Here is a 17,539-nt window from a genome sequence, read left to right on the forward strand (position 1 = left end):
CACATCGGGGACCACCCCTGACCCGACCCTGGGTGGCACCCCCATCTCGTGGCCCGGACCCCTGAACTGCGGCCCGGGTGCGCCGGGGACGTCGGGAGGCGTGTGACGATCGGTGCGTGACCACCCCGTACGGCGCCCCGGCGCATCCCGGCGCGCCCCCGCGCACCCGGCTGCCGCTGCGTCGACCCGAGCGCGGCCGCTGGTTCGCCGGCGTGGCGACCGGGCTGGCCGCGCACCTCGACCTGCCCGTCGCGCTCGTGCGCGTGCTCTTCGTCGTCCTGGTCCCCGTCGCGGGGGTCGGTGTCGCGCTCTACCTGTTCTGGTGGCTCGTCGTGCCGGTGGGGGACCCGGCGGCCGCGGCTGCCTCGGGACGTCCGAGCGCGCTGCAGCGTCTGGCCCGGCGGCAGACCCTGCGCGCCGACGGTCGCCGTGTGCCGTGGGCGGAGCTCGCGCTCGGTGCGCTGCTGGTCCTGACGGCCGTGGTGCTGGTCGCGGTGCGCCTGGGCGCACGCATCGACGCCGCCTGGTCCCTGCCCGTGCTGGTCGTGCTCGTCGGCGTCGCGCTCGCGTGGAGCCAGCTCGACGCGCTGCAGCACGGTCGCCAGGACGGGCGGCGCATCAGCGTGCTGCGTCTCATCGGTGGCGGGCTGCTCGCTGCGGCAGGTGTGCTGCTGGTCGCCGGGCAGGTCGTCGGCCAGGGCGTCGAGCCGATGCTGCTGGTGCAGTCCGGCATCGCCGCGCTCGCCGTGCTGCTCGGTGTGGGGCTGGTCATGGCGCCGTGGTGGGTGCGGCTCGTGCGCGCGCTCGGCGACGAGCGCGCGGCGCGGGCCCGGGAGGCGGAGCGCGCCGACATCGCGGCGCACCTGCACGACTCGGTGCTGCAGACCCTCGCGCTCATCCGGGCGCGGGCCGACGAGCCGGCCGAGGTCGCGCGGATGGCCAGGGCGCAGGAGCGCGAGCTGCGCGAGTGGCTCTACGACGACCGGCACGAGCCGGGCACGTCGCTCGTGGCGGCGCTGCGGGCCGTCGTCGCCGAGGTCGAGGACTCCCGCTCGGGACCCGGCGGGGAGCCGGTGGCGGTGGACCTCGTCGTCGTGGGGGACCGCGTGCCCGAGCCGGACACCCTCGCGCTGCTGCAGGCCACGCGCGAGGCGCTCGTCAACGCGGTCGTGCACGGGCGGCCCCCGGTGTCGCTGTACCTGGAGGTCGGGCCGCAGTCGGTCGAGGTCTTCGTGCGTGACCGGGGCGACGGGTTCGACCTCGACGGCGTGGGTCCCGACCGCTTCGGCGTCCGGGAGTCGATCATGGGACGCGTGCGGCGCCGCGGTGGCACCGCACGTGTGACGAGCAGCCCCGAGCGGGGCACCGAGGTCCACCTGTGCATGCCCGTCGGCGGCGCCGGGTCGGGCAGGTCGGCGGACGAGGACGAGGAGCGCGACGCGTGAGCGAGCAGGTCGACGTGGTGCTGGTCGACGACCACCACATGTTCCGGGCGGGCGTGAAGGCGTCCCTCGACGGGCGGGTGCGTGTCGTCGGGGAGGCGGCGACCGTCGACGAGGCCGTCCAGGTGGTGCACGAGCTGAAGCCACCGGTCGTGCTGCTCGACGTGCACCTGCCCGGTGGCGACGGCGGTGGTGGCGCGGAGGTCGTGCGGCGGTGCGTCGACGTGCCGGGCACCCGGTTCCTCGCGCTGTCGGTCTCGGACGCGGCCGAGGACGTGGTCGCCGTCATCCGCGTCGGCGCGCGCGGCTACGTCACCAAGAACATCGACCCGCAGGCGCTGTCCGACGCGGTGCTGCGGGTGGCGGGCGGCGACGCGGTGTTCTCGCCGCGGCTCGCGGGGTTCGTGCTCGACGCGTTCGGCGCGGCCGCGGGTGACATCGCGACGGGCGACGACGAGCTGGACCGCCTGTCGGCGCGCGAGCGCGAGGTCATGCGGCTCATCGCGCGCGGCTACACCTACCGGGAGGTGGCGGCCGAGCTCTTCATCTCGGTGAAGACGGTCGAGACCCACGTGTCGGCGGTGCTGCGCAAGCTGCAGCTGTCGAACCGCAACGAGCTGACCCGGTGGGCGGCGGCGCGCCGGCTGCTGTGAGCCGTCGGGCTCGCCGGCCGGCCGCGGGGGTCAGCCCCGCGCGGTGCCCGCGTCCAGCGCCGCGACGACGGATGCGACGATCGCGTCCCACTCGTCGTCGGGCAGCGCCGGCAGGTGGTGCGTCCACAGGGGCATGACGAGCCCGCGCAGCTGCACCATGCCGTCGGGCCGCGCGAAGAAGAAGACGTGCAGGTGCCCGTTGCCGTCACCCCAGCGGTGGACGTGCACGCGTCCCACGCCGGGCACGGCGGCCAGCGCGCGCTCGACGCGGACGATCATCCGGCCCAGGTCGCCCGCCGCGTCGTCGTCGAGGTCGCCGAGGTCGACGTGCGTGCGCGGGTCCAGGACGAACGTCGGGACGCTGACCGGACCCCGCGCGCTGAGCCGCCACGTGCCGTCCGTCCAGGCGAAGACCTCGTCGGGCAGGGCGCAGCGCGAGCAGGTCGCGGCGTCCTCGTCGTGACGGGGCGGCTCCGGGACCACCGGGTCCTCCAGCGCGCGCAGGCGCAGCCCCTCCCGCTCGAAGGGGAAGGTCTCCCAGTCGGCGATGCCGCCGACGGCCGCCCGCCCGTCGGGGCCGGCGGCCGCGCGGGCCCGCGCGACGAGTGCGGTGACGTCGAGCGTCGCGTCCGTGGGGTGGTCGGTGCCGGTCATGGTGTGCCGTCCTGCCCGTCTCGTGCGGCTTCGTCCGGGTCGTGCCTGCGCGAGGCTACCGCTCCGGCCGTGCGGGCGTGGCGTCCCCGGCGGAGGGACGGATCTGACGCGGCGTCATCTCGCCTACTATGGTGCCATGGACACGCTTCACGGGATCTTCCTCGTTCTCCACCTGCTCGGCTGGGCGATGGTCTTCGGGGGTGCGCTCGCCGGCATGAAGAGCACCAAGCTCACCGACGGCGCCTTCCACGGCATCCTGACGGCCCTGGTCACGGGCATCGTGCTGACCGGCCTGCTCGGCGCGGACGCGAACCACGTGAAGATCGCCGTGAAGCTCGTCGTCGCGCTCGTCGTCACGGCGCTCGTCGTGATCGGCCGCCGTCGCCCCGAGAAGGTGACGCGCGGGTTCCTCGGCGCGGTCGCCGGCCTCGTCGTCCTCAACGTCGCGATCGCCGTCCTCTGGCGCTGACGCGGTGCGGGCGGACGTGAGTCGCTAGCCTCACGTCCGTGACGATCGACTGGGCGGCCGAGCTCGACCTGCTCGTGACGGTCCTGGTCGTCGTGGGTCTGGTCGGCGTCGTGGTTCAAGTACTCCCCGGCGCGTTCCTCGTGGGCGCCGCCGTGGCCCTGTGGGGTGCGCTGCAGGGCACCGGGGCCGGATGGGCCGTCGCGGTCGCGGCCGTCGTGCTGACCGCGGCCGGGCAGGTCGTGAAGTACCTGGTCGCGGGACGCCACCTGCAGCGCACGGGGGTCCGCAGCAGCACGCTCGCGTGGGGTGGGGTCGCGGGCGTCGTCGGGTTCTTCGTCGTGCCCGTGGTCGGGCTGTTCCTGTTCTTCGTCGCCGCGGTGCTCGTCGTCGAGTGGCTGCGGGCGCGCGACGTGGCGACGGCGTGGCGCGCGACGGTGCGCGCGCTGCAGGCCACCGGCCTGACGATCCTCGTCGAGCTCGCGACCGCCATGCTCGTCGTCGGCGTGTGGGTCGTGGCGCTCCTCGCGCGCTGAGCCCGTGGCGCTCCTCGCGCTGCGCCCGTGGCGCACGGGGATGTCGGTGGCGGCGCCTAGGCTGGGTGGTGCCATGACGTCGTTGTTCGAGAGCCTCGCCCTGCCCGTCCCCGGTCTGCCCGCCCCCGGAGCGCCCGACGCGCGCGCTGCCGTCGCGCGCTCGCACGCGGGGGAGTCCTCCGGCCTGCCGCTGGTCGTCCCGCCGCGCGGTGACGACACGGGTCCCGTTGCCGCCGACGCCGCGGCGCGGGCCGCCGAGCGTGCCGCGGCCGACGAGAGCCGCGCCGCCGCGCTGCTCGACGGGCTCAACCCCCAGCAGCGCGCGGCCGTCCTGCACGCGGGCGGTCCGCTGCTCATCGTGGCCGGCGCCGGCTCCGGCAAGACGCGCGTCCTGACCCACCGCATCGCGTACCTGCTCGCGACCCACCGCGCGCGGGCGGGGGAGATCCTCGCGATCACCTTCACCAACAAGGCCGCCGCCGAGATGCGCGAGCGGGTCGAGCACCTCGTCGGGCCGTCGGCGCAGCGGATGTGGGTGTCGACCTTCCACTCCGCGTGCGTGCGGATCCTGCGCCGTGAGGCCGCGACGCTCGGGCTGCGCACCAGCTTCTCGATCTACGACCAGGCCGACTCCCAGCGGCTGCTGACGCTCGTGGCGCGCGAGCTCGAGCTCGACCCCAAGCGCTACCCCGCCAAGGCCCTGGGCCACAAGATCTCCGCGCTCAAGGACGAGCTGGTCGACCCCGACGCGTTCGCCGCGAGCAACGGGGGAGGCCGCGCCGACGAGTTCGACACCGTCCTGGCGCAGGTCTACACGCGCTACCAGCAGCGGCTGCAGCAGGCCAACGCGCTGGACTTCGACGACCTCATCATGCGGACCGTGCACCTGCTGCAGGCGTTCCCGCAGGTCGCCGAGCACTACCGGCGCCGGTTCCGGCACATCCTGGTCGACGAGTACCAGGACACCAACCACGCGCAGTACGTGCTCGTGCGCGAGCTCGCGGGCGTCGGTGCGCCGGACGACGGCGGCGTCGGTCGCGGCGAGCTGACGGTCGTCGGTGACGCCGACCAGTCGATCTACGCGTTCCGCGGCGCGTCGATCCGCAACATCATGGAGTTCGAGGCCGACTACCCGGACGCCACGACGATCCTGCTCGAGCAGAACTACCGCTCGACCCAGACGATCCTGTCGGCCGCCAACGCGGTCATCAGCAAGAACTCCGGGCGGCAGGCCAAGCGCCTGTGGACCGACTCGGGCGCCGGGCCGCAGATCGTCGCGTACGTCGCGGACACCGAGCACGAGGAGGCGCGCTTCGTCGCCGAGGAGATCGACCGGCTCGGCGACGCCGAGGGCGTGCGCCCCGGTGACGTCGCGATCTTCTACCGCGCCAACGCGCAGTCGCGTGCGCTCGAGGAGGTGCTCGTCCGCGTCGGGCTGCCCTACAAGGTCGTCGGCGGCACGCGCTTCTACGAGCGCAAGGAGATCAAGGACGCGGTCGCCTACCTGCGGGCGATCGCCAACCCGGACGACGACGTGAGCACGCGCCGCATCCTCAACGTCCCCAAGCGGGGCCTGGGGGACCGCTCGGAGTCGATGGTCGCGGCCTACGCCGAGCGCGAGCGCATCTCCTTCGGCGCGGCACTGGCCCGCGTCGACGAGGTCCCCGGCCTGGGGACCCGGGCGCTGACGGGGCTGCGCGCGTTCGCGGAGATGCTCGACGGGCTGCGCGACCTCGCCGCGTCGGGTGCCGGGCCGGCCCAGGTGCTCGGCGCCGTGCTCGACCGCAGCGGCTACCTCGCCGAGCTGCGTGCCAGCGAGGACCCGCAGGACGGCTCGCGCGTCGAGAACCTCGCGGAGCTCCACGCCGTGGCGGCCGAGTTCGAGCAGGCCGACCCCGAGGGCACGCTCACCGACTTCCTCGAGCGCGTGTCGCTCGTCGCGGACTCCGACCAGATCCCGGTGCCGGACGGCGCGGACGACGGCGAGACCGCCGCGGCGGCGCGCGACGCCGGCGTCGTCACCCTCATGACCCTGCACACGGCCAAGGGCCTGGAGTTCCCGGTCGTCTTCCTCACGGGCATGGAGGACGGCACGTTCCCGCACATGCGCTCGCTGGCCGACCCGGACCAGCTCGCCGAGGAGCGGCGCCTCGCCTACGTCGGGCTCACGCGCGCGCGGCAGCGCCTGTACGTCTCGCGCGCGGCCGTGCGCACGGCGTGGGGGGTGCCCAACGAGCTCCCGCCGAGCCGGTTCCTCGACGACCTCCCCGACGAGCTCGTCGACTGGCGGCGCCGGGAGTCCTCGACGTCGCGGCTGCGCGGCGGCTGGGGCTCGGGCTTCGGCGCCGGGGGCGGAGCACGCAGCGGCACGTCGTGGGGCGAACGCGGCGGCTCGGGGTCGAGCAGCGGGCCCGTGCGCAGCGAGAAGCGCGAGCCGCTTCCCCGCACGGGTGCGTCGTTCGGGTCGGCGACGCCCCGCGCGGCGGTCCCCGACCTGTCCGTCGGCGACAAGGTCACGCACGACGCCTACGGGCTCGGCACGGTGATCGCGCTCGAGGGCGCCGGTCAGAACGCCGTGGCCAAGATCGACTTCGGTACCACGGGCGAGAAGCGCCTGCTCCTGCGCTACTCCCCGGTCACCAAGCTCTAGCGGGGGGACCCTCCGCCGAGCGCGGTACTCCGCTGCCGAGCGCGCCAGGAACGAGTGGCGCGCTCGGCAGCGACCTGCCGCGCTCGGCGTAGGTGGGGGCGCGCAGGACGCGGGGGCGGGCGGGGTCGGAGTTGTCGACGACGACGTGCGCGCGTGCGGCCGGAGCGCACGCGGCGAGGTACAGCCGCTGGCCCTGGCGGTACCGGGTGTTGGCGTCGTGGTCCGGGCCCGGCGGGCAGCCGTCGCGCACCGCCATGCGCCGGAAGGTGACCTCGAACGGCACCTCGAGCCAGACCGAGAGGTCCCAGGCGTCGACCAGCTCGTCCCGGTGCAGGAAGATCCCGTCGACGACCGCGACCGTGGCGTCGTCGACGTCGACCCACGGCGTGCCGGGGTCCGCGTCCGTCACCACGTCGTGCACGGCGGTCCGCACGCGGCGCGGCTGCCCGCGGTCCGCGCCCAGCGGGTCGAGGAGCACCCCACGGAACGCGTCGAGGTCGTACGAGTCCAGGAAGAACCCCTCCGGGCTCGTGCGCCCGCGCCGGTACCGCTCGGCTGCCGGCCGGTGGAACCCGTCGACGGACGCGCGCAGCACGGTGCGCCCGTCCGCCCGGAGCACGTCGGCGAGCTCGTCCGCGAAGGTCGTCTTGCCCGCTCCGTCGACGCCGTCGACCGCCACGCGCACGGGACGCGCGAGGGCGCGCGCGTCGGGGAGCGCCGCCACCACCACGCGCAGCACCCTGGTGCGGGCCTCGGTCACGCCGTGACCGTAGCGGTCGACGGGCCCGCCGGGAACGGCGTGCGGGGCGAGGTGAGCGCAGACACAGTCTCTCGATGTCGAGGGACCTGGGTCCCGACGATACGATCATCCGGGCGATGCGGCCGCACCGGGCCGCTGCACGCGGTCGACGAGAGGAAACCGGACCAGGTGGACCTGTTCGAGTACCAGGCACGTGACATCTTCGAGAAGCACGGCGTGCCCGTGCTCGGCGGCATCGTCGCCACGACGCCACAGGAGGCGCGGGCGGCGGCCGAGCAGCTGCTCCCACCGGACGGCGGCGTGGTGGTGGTCAAGGCGCAGGTGAAGACCGGCGGCCGCGGCAAGGCCGGTGGCGTCAAGATCGCCCGGTCCGCCGACGAGGCGGCCGAGCGCGCCGGCGAGATCCTCGGCATGGACATCAAGGGCCACACCGTGCACCGCGTGATGATCGCGGCCGGTGCGAGGATCGCCCAGGAGTTCTACTTCTCGCTCCTGCTGGACCGCGCCGAGCGTCGCTACCTGGCGATGGCCTCGGTCGAGGGCGGTATGGAGATCGAGCAGCTCGCGGTGGAGCGTCCCGAGGCGCTCGCCAAGGTCGCGGTGGACCCGCGGACCGGCATCGACCAGGCCAAGGCCGACGAGATCGTCGCCGCCGCGGGCTTCGCGCCCGAGATCGCGGCCCAGGTCGCCGACGTCCTGCGCAAGCTGTGGCTCGTCTACCGCGACGAGGACGCCACGCTGGTCGAGGTCAACCCGCTGGTCCTCACCGAGGAGGGCGAGATCGTCGCCCTCGACGGCAAGGTCACGCTCGACGAGAACGCCGGCTTCCGCCACCCGGACCACGCGGCGCTCGAGGACAAGGCCGCCGCCGACCCGCTCGAGGCGCGCGCCAAGGAGAAGGACCTCAACTACGTCAAGCTCGACGGCGAGGTCGGGATCATCGGCAACGGCGCGGGGCTCGTCATGAGCACGCTCGACGTGGTCGCGTACGCCGGCGAGGCGCACGGCGGCGTCAAGCCCGCCAACTTCCTCGACATCGGTGGCGGCGCCTCGGCCGAGGTCATGGCCGCGGGCCTCGACATCATCCTGACGGACCCGCAGGTCAAGTCGGTCTTCGTCAACGTGTTCGGCGGCATCACCGCGTGCGACGCGGTCGCGAACGGCATCGTGGCGGCGCTGGAGATCCTCGGCGACGAGGCGTCCAAGCCGCTGGTCGTCCGGCTCGACGGCAACAACGTCGTGGAGGGTCGCCAGATCCTCGCCGACGCCGGCCACCCGCTCGTCACGCTCGCCGAGACGATGGATGGCGGGGCCGACACGGCCGCCCGCCTGGCGCACAGCGCCGCCTGAGAACCCGACCCGACGCAGAGAGAAGCAGACTTCACATGGCGATCTTCCTGACCGAGGACTCCAAGGTCATCGTCCAGGGCATGACGGGTTCCGAGGGCCAGAAGCACACGAACCGCATGCTCGCGTCCGGCACGAACGTGGTCGGCGGCGTCAACCCCCGCAAGGCCGGCACGTCCGTGACCTTCGGCGACGTCGACGTCCCCGTCTTCGGCTCGGTGGCCGAGGCCATCGAGAAGACCGGGGCCGACGTCTCCGTGATCTTCGTCCCGCCGGCGCACACCAAGGGTGCCGTGATCGAGGCCGTCGACGCCGGCATCCCGCTGGCCGTCATCATCACCGAAGGCGTCCCGGTGGCGGACACCGCGGAGTTCTTCTCCTACGCGCAGGAGAAGGGCGTGCGGCTCATCGGCCCCAACTGCCCCGGACTCATCAGCCCCGGCAAGTCGAACGTCGGCATCATCCCGGCCGACATCACGGGCCCCGGCAAGGTCGGCCTGGTGTCGAAGTCGGGCACGCTGACCTACCAGATGATGTACGAGCTGCGGGACTTCGGGTTCTCCACGGCCATCGGCATCGGTGGCGACCCGATCATCGGCACGACGCACATCGACGCGCTCGCCGCGTTCGAGCAGGACCCCGACACCGAGGTCATCGTCATGATCGGTGAGATCGGCGGCGACGCCGAGGAGCGTGCGGCGGCCTACATCGCCGAGCACGTGACCAAGCCGATCGTCGGCTACGTCGCGGGCTTCACCGCGCCCGAGGGCAAGACCATGGGCCACGCCGGTGCCATCGTCTCCGGCTCGTCGGGTACCGCGCAGGCGAAGAAGGAGGCCCTCGAGGCCGCCGGCGTCAAGGTCGGCAAGACGCCGTCCGAGACCGCCCAGCTCGCGCGCGACATCCTCAGCGCCTGACGCACCGTCCAGCGCGCACCGCGGCCCCGGTCCCCACGGACCGGGGCCGCGGTGCGTCGCGCACGCGCAGCGAGGTCGGGCGAACCGGGCGGTCCGCGACGCGCCGGGGCGGGGTCCGGCGACGCGCCGGGGGCACCGGCGACCATGGGCACGTGCCCACGTCGACCGGTCCCGTGCCCCTGGCGGGGCGCGCGCGCCGCGTCCTGCAGGACGACCCGCAGCCGACGTTCTTCACGTCGGCCATCGACGGCGCCCCCCGCTGGACGATCGGGGTGCTCACGGCCGTGCAGGCCGCCGCGCTGTCGTTGCTGACGCTCGCGGTGCCGGCCGTCGCGGTGTTCGTCGCGACGTCGTCCGACCCCGCCAACACCGACGTCGCGTGGACGCGCGCCGTCGTCGTGGCGGCCAACCTGTGGCTGCTGGCCCACGGCGTCCCGGCGGCGCTGGGCGGTGCGGTCGTCTCCGTCGTCCCGCTCGGGCTCACGCTGCTGGCCGTCTTCACCTGCTACGCGTCGGCACGCCGGTCCGGGCACGCGACGCGCAGCGGCGCGGTCGCGTCGATCGGCGGCTACGCGCTGCTCACGGGACTCGTCGCGCTCGTCGTGGGCGCGGGGGTGACCGGGACCCTGCGGGCCGTGCTCGGAGGGCTCGTCGTGGGTGGGATCGGGATCGGGGCCGGGCTCCTGCGCCGTCCCGAGGCGCCGCCCTGGGCGCGTGTGGTCGCGCCCCTGCGGGACCGGCTCCCGACGCCCGTGGTGCTCGGCCTGCGCGGTGGCCTCCTCGTGGTCGTGGCGCTCCTGGCCGTCGCCGCGCTCCTGACGACGCTGTGGGTCCTCGCGGGTCACGCGACCGTCGTCGACGTCGCGCGCCGCCTGTCCCTCGACGCGGTCGGCGGTGTGGTGCTCGCGCTCGCCGAGCTCGCGTTCGTCCCCAACCTCGTCGTGTGGGCGCTCGCCTGGATCGCCGGCCCCGGGTTCGCGGTCGGCGCCGGGACGCGCTTCGCGCCCGCCGAGGTCGTCGCGGGCCCGATGCCGGCGCTGCCGCTGCTGGGTGCGCTGCCGGGCGCGCACGGTGGTCTCGTGCTCGTCGCGCCGCTGCTGCTGGTCGGCGTGGGCGTGCTGGCGGGCCTGGCCGTGCGGCGCTGGCTCCAGCCGGTGCGGGCGCGGGACGTCGCGGTCGCCGTGGGCGTGCTCGCGGTCACCGCCGGCGTGCTGGTGGGGCTGCTCGTCGCCGCCGCGGGCGGTGCGGCGGGACCGGGCCGCATGGCGCACGTGGGGGCGCACCCGCTGTGGGTGGGTCTGCTGGTCGCCGCCGGCTGCGGGCTCGGTGCGGCCGGCGCGACGGTGCCGTTCGACCCGGCCGTGCGGGACGCGCTGCGTGCCCGGCGGGCGCGGCGCCGCGACGGAGGGCCGCACGTCGCGTCCGACCGGCCCGTCGCGGACGGACCCGTCGCCCCCTGACCCGTCGCCGGGCGGACCGCCTGCCGATCGGCGGGCCGTCGCCGGTCCCGGCGTCCGTCAGGTCGCGCGGGCTGTCCCGTGCGGGTGCGTCAGGACGGGCTCGGGACGCCGACCCGTGCGAGCAGGGTCTCGAGCCGCTCGCGCATGTCGTTCTCGAGCTGGACCGCGCACCCGCGCTGCGCCTGCCGCGTGAGCGCGGCGGACTCGCACGCCGCGTAGTCGCGCGTGGCGTCGACGTACAGCAGCGTCTGCGCGCTGATGCCGACCCACACCAGGGACGCCACGACCAGCACGACCGGGAGCGCGACGACCGACCCGCGCCCGTGGGCGCGCGCCGCCCGGACCACGGCGAGGATCCCGAGCGCCAGGCCCGCGACCGCGGCGGCGGGCGCCACGAGCATGGCCGGCCACGGTGCGCTGACCAGCAGCACCGAGGCGAGCAGCGCGGCGGCCGTCCACGCGGCGGTGCGGGAAGCGCGCGCCACGCCGACCGGGTCCGGCGGACGGACCGGGTGGGGTCCGGGTGCACCGGGGGCGCCGTGCGGGTGCGGCCCTGGCGCGGCCGGCGGACGCTCGGCGGTGTGCGGCGGGGGAGGCGGGGCATCCTGCGGGGCCGGTGCGCCGGGCGCCGGGGGCGCCTGCTGCTCGGATGCCGGCCGGCCCGGTGACGGCGAGTTGTCCGGCGGTGCCCACGGGTTGCCCATGGGGCCATTCTCGCGCACGCCGCGGGTGGACCCGTGCGGGCCCGGCGCGTGCGGGACGGGTAGGTTGCGCGGCGTGACGTCCTCCGTGCAGCCCGGTCCGGTCCCGCCCGCCCACGACGTGGCCCGCAGCCACCGCCTGGTGGTGCTCGTCTCCGGCGGCGGCTCGAACCTGGCGGCCCTGCTCGACGCGCACGTCGACCCGGCGTACGGCGCGCGCGTCGTCGGCGTGGTGTCCGACCGGCCGGGCGTCGCTGCGCTCGACCGCGCGCGCGAGGCCGGCGTCCCCACGGCGGTCGTGGCGCTGCGGGACTTCCCGGACCGCGCGACGTGGGACCGCGCGCTCACCGAGGCGGTCGGGGTCTTCTCGCCCGACACGGTCGTCCTCGCCGGTTTCATGAAGCTCGTGGGTGCCGCGTTCCTCGCCCGGTTCGGCGGCCGGACCGTCAACACGCACCCGGCGCTGCTGCCGTCGTTCCCGGGTGCGCACGGCGTGCGCGACGCGCTCGCGTACGGCGTCAAGGTCAGCGGGTGCTCGGTGATCGTCGTGGACGAGGGCGTCGACGCAGGGCCGATCATCGCGCAGACGGCCGTGCCGGTCGCGGACGACGACACCGAGGAGACGCTGCACGAGCGCATCAAGGTCGTCGAGCGGCGGCTGCTCGTCGACGTGGTCGGGCGCATCGCGCGCGAGGGTCTGAGCGTCGAGGGCCGCCGCGCGCACCTGGGCTGAGCCCCCCGCTCGCCGGGGCCGACCGCTAGACTCGGCCGCGGTCGTGACTGGCGCAGGTGGAGGACCACCGGGGAGCGATCGAGCACCACCCCTGTCCGTGCACCGCCCGCCTGGGTGCCTGGGTCCATGCCGAGGTCCGTCCGGACCGCACCGACCCAGGAAGGTGTGCCATGTCGCACGACCTGTCCCCGCTCGCCCCCGTCGCGGACCCCACGTCGGACGCCACGCGCCGTCCCGTGCGCCGCGCGCTGCTGTCCGTCTACGACAAGACCGGCCTCGTCGAGCTCGCCACCGCGCTGCACGCCGCGGGCGTCGAGCTCGTCTCGACGGGGTCCACCGCCGCGACCGTGGCCGCCGCGGGCGTCCCCGTGACGCGCGTCGAGGACGTCACCGGGTTCCCCGAGTGCCTCGACGGGCGCGTCAAGACCCTGCACCCGCGCGTGCACGCCGGGATCCTCGCGGACACGCGTCGCCCCGAGCACGTCGCCCAGCTCGACGACCTGGGGGTCGCGCCGTTCGAGCTCGTCGTCGTCAACCTGTACCCGTTCACGCAGACGGTGGCGTCGGGTGCGGGGGTCGACGAGTGCGTCGAGCAGATCGACATCGGCGGGCCGTCCATGGTGCGCGCCGCCGCCAAGAACCACCCGAGCGTCGCGGTCGTCGTCGATCCGGCGCGCTACGGCGACGTCGTGGCCGCGGTGACCGCCGGCGGGTTCACGCTTGCCCAGCGCACCCGCCTCGCGGCCGACGCCTTCGTCCACACCGCGTCCTACGACGTGGCCGTCGCGTCGTGGATGGGCAGCGTCGCGACGACCACGGACGAGGTCGACGGCGTGGCGACCGGGTTCCCCGCCTGGATCGGCGCGACGTGGGAGCGGTCGGACGTGCTGCGGTACGGCGAGAACCCCCACCAGCGTGCGGCGCTCTACACCTCGGGGCACGGGCCGGCGGGGCTGGCCCAGGCGCGCCAGCTGCACGGCAAGGCCATGAGCTACAACAACTACGTCGACGCGGACGCCGCGTGGCGCGCCGCGCACGACCACGGCGAGGCCGCGACGGTCGCGATCGTCAAGCACGCCAACCCGTGCGGGATCGCCGTCGGCGAGGACGTCGCGCAGGCGCACGCCCGCGCGCACGCCTGCGACCCCGTGTCGGCGTTCGGCGGCGTGATCGCGACCAACCGGCGCCTCACGCTCGCGGCGGCCGAGCAGATCGCGCCCGTGTTCACGGAGGTCGTCGTCGCGCCCGCCTTCGACGACGACGCGCTCGCGCTGCTCGCGCAGAAGAAGAACATCCGCCTGCTCGTCGTCGACACGCCGCCCCTCGCCCCGGTGGAGACGCGGCCGGTGTCCGGCGGCCTGCTCGTGCAGTCCGTCGACCGGATCGACGCTCCCGGGGACGACCCGGCGGCGTGGACGCTCGCCGCGGGCGACGCCGCCGACGACGCCACCCTGGCGGACCTGGCGTTCGCGTGGCGTGCCGTGCGTGCCGTGAAGTCGAACGCGATCCTGCTGGCCGACGGGGGAGCGTCGGTCGGTGTCGGCATGGGCCAGGTCAACCGCGTCGACTCGTGCCGGCTCGCGGTCGAGCGCGCGAACAGCGGTGACGTCGAGCGTGCGCGCGGGGCCGTCGCGGCGTCCGACGCGTTCTTCCCGTTCGCCGACGGCCTGCAGGTGCTGCTCGACGCCGGCGTGCGCGCGGTCGTGCAGCCCGGGGGGTCCGTGCGCGACGAGGAGGTCGTCGCCGCGGCCGCCGCCGCGGGCGTCACGCTGTACCTGACGGGCACGCGCCACTTCGCCCACTGACGTGGTCAGGGCCGGACCACCCCTCGGTGAGGGTGGTCCGGCCCGGGCTCAGGTCGCCGGCGACGTGCGCAGGAGCGTCCGCAGGTCCTCGGGCGGGTGCCCGGCGGGCAGCGCCACGCGCGGCAGGTCGTCGCGCGCGAACAGGCGCCGGGCCGCACCGACGTCGCGGGGCCGGTCCACGACGAGGGCCCCCGTGACGACGTCGCCGCGGCTCCACAGGGTCGTCCAGCCCCCGGTCGCGGGGTCGCCCAGCAGCGTCGTCCGGTCGTCGGGCGCGGGCAGGCCGAACATCGTCAGGTCGTGGCCGAGCTGCGTCGAGAAGACGTACGGCGTGGCCTCCGGGCCGTCGACGGCGAGGCCCAGGAGCCGCCGGACCAGCACGTCGGGCCCGTGCAGCGCCTCGTCCCAGTGGCCGCCCGGCACCCAGCCGTGACGCGCCGACCGGCGCACGGCGACGTCCCCGACGGCCAGCAGGCCGGTGAGGGGACCGGTGGGACCGAGCACGCGGTAGGACTCGTCGACCGCCACGGCCCCGCCGCGCAGCGGCAGCGCGTCCGCGAGCCAGCCGGTCGCCGGGCGCGCACCGATGGCGACCAGCACGACGTCGGCGGCCAGGCGCGTGCCGTCCGCGAGGTCGACCCCCGTGCCGTCGACGGCCGCCACGGGTGCCGACGTCCGCAGGTCGACCCCGGCCGTCGCGTACCAGGGCCGCGTGAGCGCGCCGACCTGCTCGCCGAGCGCGGTCGCCAGGGGTGCGGGCCGGGCCTCGACGACCGTGACCTCGTGGCCCGCCGCGGCGCAGACACCCGCCACCTCCGCACCGATCCAACCGGCGCCGACGACGACCAGGCGGCGCCGGTCGTCCCCGAGCACCGCGCGCAGCGCGTCGGCGTCGGCGGTCGTGTGCAGGGTCGCGGCGCGCCAGCCGGGCACGGTCACCGCACGTGCGCCCGTCGCGAGCACGACGCACGACGACGTCAGCGCGCCGTCGTCCGTGCGCACCACCGCACCGCCGCCGGGGCGGGGCTCGAGCCCGCGCGCGGGCCGCGCGAGGTGCACGTCGTCGGCGAGCGCGTGCAGGTCGTGGCCGAGGTCGTCGGCGAGCCACGCGGGCGACGTGCGGTCCAGCAGGTGCTTCGAGAGCGGCGGCCGGTCGTACGGCGCGACCCCCTCGGCGCCCAGGACCCGCACCGGCCCGTCGTAGCCGTGCTCCCGCAGGGCGGCGACGGTCCGCAGCGCGGCGAGCCCACCCCCGACGACGAGCACGTCGGGCGGGGGGACGACGGCGCGGCGCGGATCGGTCACGGGATCACCGTAACGGGGGGTCCGCGGCGGTAGGCTGGGCCGGCCGCGCAGGTCCGTGGGCGACGTCCACGGGGGCAGGGGCGTGGCCGGGCCCGCCCCCCGCGGCGCCCGAGCCGGACGGAGGGAGCGCACGCATGTCGACGCCTGCGCGCACGCCGTCGGCCGGTCTGCCCCGTCCCGTGTGGCCGTCGCGCCCCGTCCCGCCGACGGCACCCGGCCATCCCGAGCGCACCGAGCAGCAGGGTGCACGGCCCCGTGCCGGGGCCCCCGCGCCCGTCGTGCCGCCCGTGGCCGCCGGGCCCGCCGCACCTTCGCCGCGCGCCGTGCCGCAGGACGAGGTCGACCCGCCCCCCGCGGAGGTCCCCGCCGAGGAGGTACCGCTCGACCCGCGCAGCATCGCCCGGGCCTCGCTCGCCGCCGGACGCAACCGGTCCCTGTGGTGGACGATGTCCGGCATCGTCGTCTCCGTGGGGGTCGCCTTCCTGACGGACGCGGTGGTCGGCTCCTACGTGCTCGCGCTGCTGCTCGTGGCGTCCGCGGTCGTGCGCGCGGTCACGCCGGCGCCGGGCCCCGTCGCGGTGTCCGTGCGCTCGAAGCCGCTGGACGTCGCGGTGCTCGCGACGGGCGCGCTCGCGCTCGCGGTCCTGGCCTCCGTGCTCCCGCCGGCCTGACGCACCCCGCCCTGACACCAGCCCGCCCCTGACACGACGAGGCCCCGGGAGCGGTGCTCCCGGGGCCTCGTGGGTCGTGCTCGTCAGCGCTCGTGGACGACCACGTCGTCCTCGGCCACGTACAGCTCGTCCTCGGCGAAGAGCGAGTCCTCGGTGGGCTCCGCAGCGAACGCGCGGTAGATCAGCGCCGCGATCGCGGCACCGAGCAGCGGCGCGACCCAGAAGAGCCAGACCTGCTCCAGCGCCCAGGACTCGGAGAAGATCGCGGCGGCCAGCGAGCGCGCCGGGTTGAGCGAGCCGTTGGTGACGGGCGTGGCGAGCAGGAGCAGGACGGCGAGGGTCAGACCCACGGCGAACGGCACGTGCTGCTTGTTGGCGCGGCGGTCCGTGGCACCGAGGATGACGCCGACGAACACGGCCGTGCCGATGACCTCGACGAGGAGCGCGGCGACGAGGCTGAACTCGGCCCCGCCGTTCGAGAGCGTCGCCAGGGGCGAGTGCTCGGCGAAGCCGTTGGCGGTGCCGCTGAAGAAGGAGCGGACGCTCGTGGACGCACCCTGGCTGACCAGGCCCGGCAGCGACGCCGGCACGGTCAGGAACAGGACGGCGGCGGCGAGCGCGCCGCCCACCACCTGCGCGAGCCAGTAGGGCAGCAGGTCGCGGAACGGCGTGCGCCCGGCGAGGCACGCGCCGAGCGTCACGGCGGGGTTGAAGTGCCCGCCCGAGACGTGGCCGACCGCGATGATGCCGGCCAGGACCGCGACGCCGAAGCCGAGCCCGACGCCGAGCCCGCCGCCGACGTTGCTGAACGACGCGTACAGGGCGATGCCGACGCCGACGAGCACGAGGAAGAACGTGCCGAAGGCCTCGGCGCCGAGACGTGCGACGAGGCCGGGACCTGCGGCGACGACCGTGCCGGCCGGCAGGACGAACGTGTCGTCGTCGTCGTCGTCGACGGCGGACGTCGCGGGCGCCGGGGTGGCCGCCGCGGGTGTGGAGGCGGGCGCGGCGGCGGCGGCGGGCGCGGAGGTGGCCGCGGCGGGCGCGCGCGTGGCGGGGGTGTCGACGACGACCTCCTCGACGACGACCTCCTCGACGACCTCGACCGGCGCGTCGTCCGACGCCGTGGCGTCGGAGGACGTGGCGTCGGAGGACGTGGTCGCGGCCGGGGTGGTCTCGGCGGGCGCGGTCTCGTCGGGCACCGGGGCGCCCTCGGGGGTCTGCGGGTTCTGCTGGGACATGTCGGTCCTGTCGTGTGAGGTGGGTGACCCACCGGTCGGTGCCGAGCCGTCGGGCCGGGCCCCTGGGCGGGCGCGGTGTGGACGACAACGGGGCGAACTACGCAGAGCCCAGCATGCCAGCCCAGACTGTGCGCGCACAGGCGTGACCGGGCTGTGCACGCACACCGGGCGGTTCCTCCTGGGTCTGTCGATGTCGAG

Annotated in this window: 16 protein-coding genes and 1 riboswitch; of the genes, 11 read left to right on the plus strand and 5 right to left on the minus strand. The window is 75.5% G+C overall.

Annotated features, from left to right (window positions below):
* The first annotated feature begins 116 nt into the window (after positions 1–116).
* Entirely contained in the window at positions 117–1,445 is a 1,329-nt protein-coding gene (locus H9657_RS08975) for an ATP-binding protein (RefSeq protein WP_318241390.1), read from the plus strand.
* Positions 1,442–2,095: a LuxR C-terminal-related transcriptional regulator gene (locus tag H9657_RS08980; protein ID WP_191782526.1), complete on the plus strand. Its 654-nt coding sequence runs from the start codon at positions 1,442–1,444 to the stop codon at positions 2,093–2,095. Before H9657_RS08975 ends, H9657_RS08980 begins: the two co-directional genes overlap by 4 nt.
* Before the next feature lie 30 nt (positions 2,096–2,125).
* Here H9657_RS08980 and H9657_RS08985 read toward each other — a convergent pair whose 3' ends face one another.
* Positions 2,126–2,749, minus strand: coding sequence for a hypothetical protein (locus H9657_RS08985; protein WP_191782527.1), 624 nt, complete (start codon positions 2,747–2,749; stop codon positions 2,126–2,128).
* Between the two features lie 136 nt (positions 2,750–2,885).
* Here H9657_RS08985 and H9657_RS08990 point away from each other — a divergent pair, with 136 nt between their 5' ends.
* From H9657_RS08990 to pcrA, 3 genes are all read left to right on the plus strand, one after another.
* A complete protein-coding gene (locus H9657_RS08990) occupies positions 2,886–3,218 on the plus strand; it encodes a hypothetical protein (RefSeq protein WP_191782529.1) in 333 nt (110 codons plus the stop codon).
* A gap of 38 nt (positions 3,219–3,256) precedes the next feature.
* The gene (locus H9657_RS08995) at positions 3,257–3,751 is read left to right on the plus strand and encodes a DUF456 domain-containing protein (RefSeq protein WP_191782531.1); all 495 of its coding nucleotides are present in this window, start codon (positions 3,257–3,259) and stop codon (positions 3,749–3,751) included.
* Positions 3,752–3,824: 73 nt separating this feature from the next.
* A complete protein-coding gene (pcrA, locus tag H9657_RS09000; protein ID WP_191782533.1) occupies positions 3,825–6,401 on the plus strand; it encodes a DNA helicase PcrA in 2,577 nt (858 codons plus the stop codon).
* Here the strand turns inward: pcrA and H9657_RS09005 are convergent.
* The gene (locus H9657_RS09005) at positions 6,388–7,161 is read right to left on the minus strand and encodes a nucleoside/nucleotide kinase family protein (RefSeq protein WP_191782535.1); all 774 of its coding nucleotides are present in this window, start codon (positions 7,159–7,161) and stop codon (positions 6,388–6,390) included. The two genes, pcrA and H9657_RS09005, sit on opposite strands and share 14 nt — an antisense overlap.
* A gap of 168 nt (positions 7,162–7,329) precedes the next feature.
* On the opposite strand from H9657_RS09005, the gene sucC reads away from it, so the two are divergent.
* From sucC to H9657_RS09020, 3 genes are all read left to right on the plus strand, one after another.
* Positions 7,330–8,511 (plus strand): ADP-forming succinate--CoA ligase subunit beta, encoded by a 1,182-nt coding sequence (gene sucC, locus H9657_RS09010; RefSeq protein ID WP_191782537.1) that lies wholly within the window; start codon positions 7,330–7,332, stop codon positions 8,509–8,511.
* A gap of 35 nt (positions 8,512–8,546) precedes the next feature.
* Positions 8,547–9,425 (plus strand): succinate--CoA ligase subunit alpha, encoded by an 879-nt coding sequence (sucD, locus tag H9657_RS09015; protein ID WP_191782538.1) that lies wholly within the window; start codon positions 8,547–8,549, stop codon positions 9,423–9,425.
* A gap of 152 nt (positions 9,426–9,577) precedes the next feature.
* Positions 9,578–10,885, plus strand: coding sequence for a cell division protein PerM (locus tag H9657_RS09020; RefSeq protein ID WP_191782540.1), 1,308 nt, complete (start codon positions 9,578–9,580; stop codon positions 10,883–10,885).
* An 89-nt stretch (positions 10,886–10,974) separates the two neighbouring features.
* Here the strand turns inward: H9657_RS09020 and H9657_RS09025 are convergent, their stop codons facing one another.
* Entirely contained in the window at positions 10,975–11,370 is a 396-nt protein-coding gene (locus H9657_RS09025) for a hypothetical protein (protein WP_191782542.1), read from the minus strand.
* 292 nt (positions 11,371–11,662) lie between these two features.
* Between H9657_RS09025 and purN the strand changes: the two genes are divergently transcribed.
* A complete protein-coding gene (purN, locus tag H9657_RS09030; protein ID WP_318241391.1) occupies positions 11,663–12,319 on the plus strand; it encodes a phosphoribosylglycinamide formyltransferase in 657 nt (218 codons plus the stop codon).
* Positions 12,320–12,352: 33 nt separating this feature from the next.
* Positions 12,353–12,442: riboswitch (ZMP/ZTP riboswitch) on the plus strand.
* Positions 12,443–12,489: 47 nt separating this feature from the next.
* On the plus strand, positions 12,490–14,124 hold the full coding sequence (gene purH, locus H9657_RS09035) for a bifunctional phosphoribosylaminoimidazolecarboxamide formyltransferase/IMP cyclohydrolase (RefSeq protein WP_191782546.1): 1,635 nt from the start codon (positions 12,490–12,492) through the stop codon (positions 14,122–14,124).
* A gap of 48 nt (positions 14,125–14,172) precedes the next feature.
* Here the strand turns inward: purH and H9657_RS09040 are convergent, their stop codons facing one another.
* Positions 14,173–15,429 carry an NAD(P)/FAD-dependent oxidoreductase gene (locus tag H9657_RS09040; protein ID WP_191782548.1) on the minus strand — a complete coding sequence of 419 codons (1,257 nt, stop codon included), beginning with the start codon at positions 15,427–15,429 and terminating at the stop codon, positions 14,173–14,175.
* 134 nt (positions 15,430–15,563) lie between these two features.
* Between H9657_RS09040 and H9657_RS19045 the strand changes: the two genes are divergently transcribed.
* Positions 15,564–16,100 carry a DUF3017 domain-containing protein gene (locus H9657_RS19045; protein ID WP_225214962.1) on the plus strand — a complete coding sequence of 179 codons (537 nt, stop codon included), beginning with the start codon at positions 15,564–15,566 and terminating at the stop codon, positions 16,098–16,100.
* 83 nt (positions 16,101–16,183) lie between these two features.
* Here H9657_RS19045 and H9657_RS09050 read toward each other — a convergent pair whose 3' ends face one another.
* Complete coding sequence (locus H9657_RS09050) at positions 16,184–17,341, minus strand: aquaporin (RefSeq protein ID WP_225214963.1); 1,158 nt, start codon at positions 17,339–17,341, stop codon at positions 16,184–16,186.
* Positions 17,342–17,539 lie beyond the last annotated feature (198 nt).

The sequence above is a fragment of the Cellulomonas avistercoris genome (assembly GCF_014836445.1).
Taxonomy (GTDB): domain Bacteria; phylum Actinomycetota; class Actinomycetes; order Actinomycetales; family Cellulomonadaceae; genus Cellulomonas; species Cellulomonas avistercoris.

Coding starts and splice junctions, on each gene's coding strand:
- H9657_RS08985 (WP_191782527.1), bottom strand. CDS start 2,749: ATGACCGGCACCGACCACCCCACGGACGCGACGCTCGACGTCACCGCA.
- H9657_RS08990 (WP_191782529.1), top strand. CDS start 2,886: ATGGACACGCTTCACGGGATCTTCCTCGTTCTCCACCTGCTCGGCTGG.
- pcrA (WP_191782533.1), top strand. CDS start 3,825: ATGACGTCGTTGTTCGAGAGCCTCGCCCTGCCCGTCCCCGGTCTGCCC.
- sucD (WP_191782538.1), top strand. CDS start 8,547: ATGGCGATCTTCCTGACCGAGGACTCCAAGGTCATCGTCCAGGGCATG.
- purH (WP_191782546.1), top strand. CDS start 12,490: ATGTCGCACGACCTGTCCCCGCTCGCCCCCGTCGCGGACCCCACGTCG.
- H9657_RS19045 (WP_225214962.1), top strand. CDS start 15,564: ATGTCGACGCCTGCGCGCACGCCGTCGGCCGGTCTGCCCCGTCCCGTG.
- H9657_RS09050 (WP_225214963.1), bottom strand. CDS start 17,341: ATGTCCCAGCAGAACCCGCAGACCCCCGAGGGCGCCCCGGTGCCCGAC.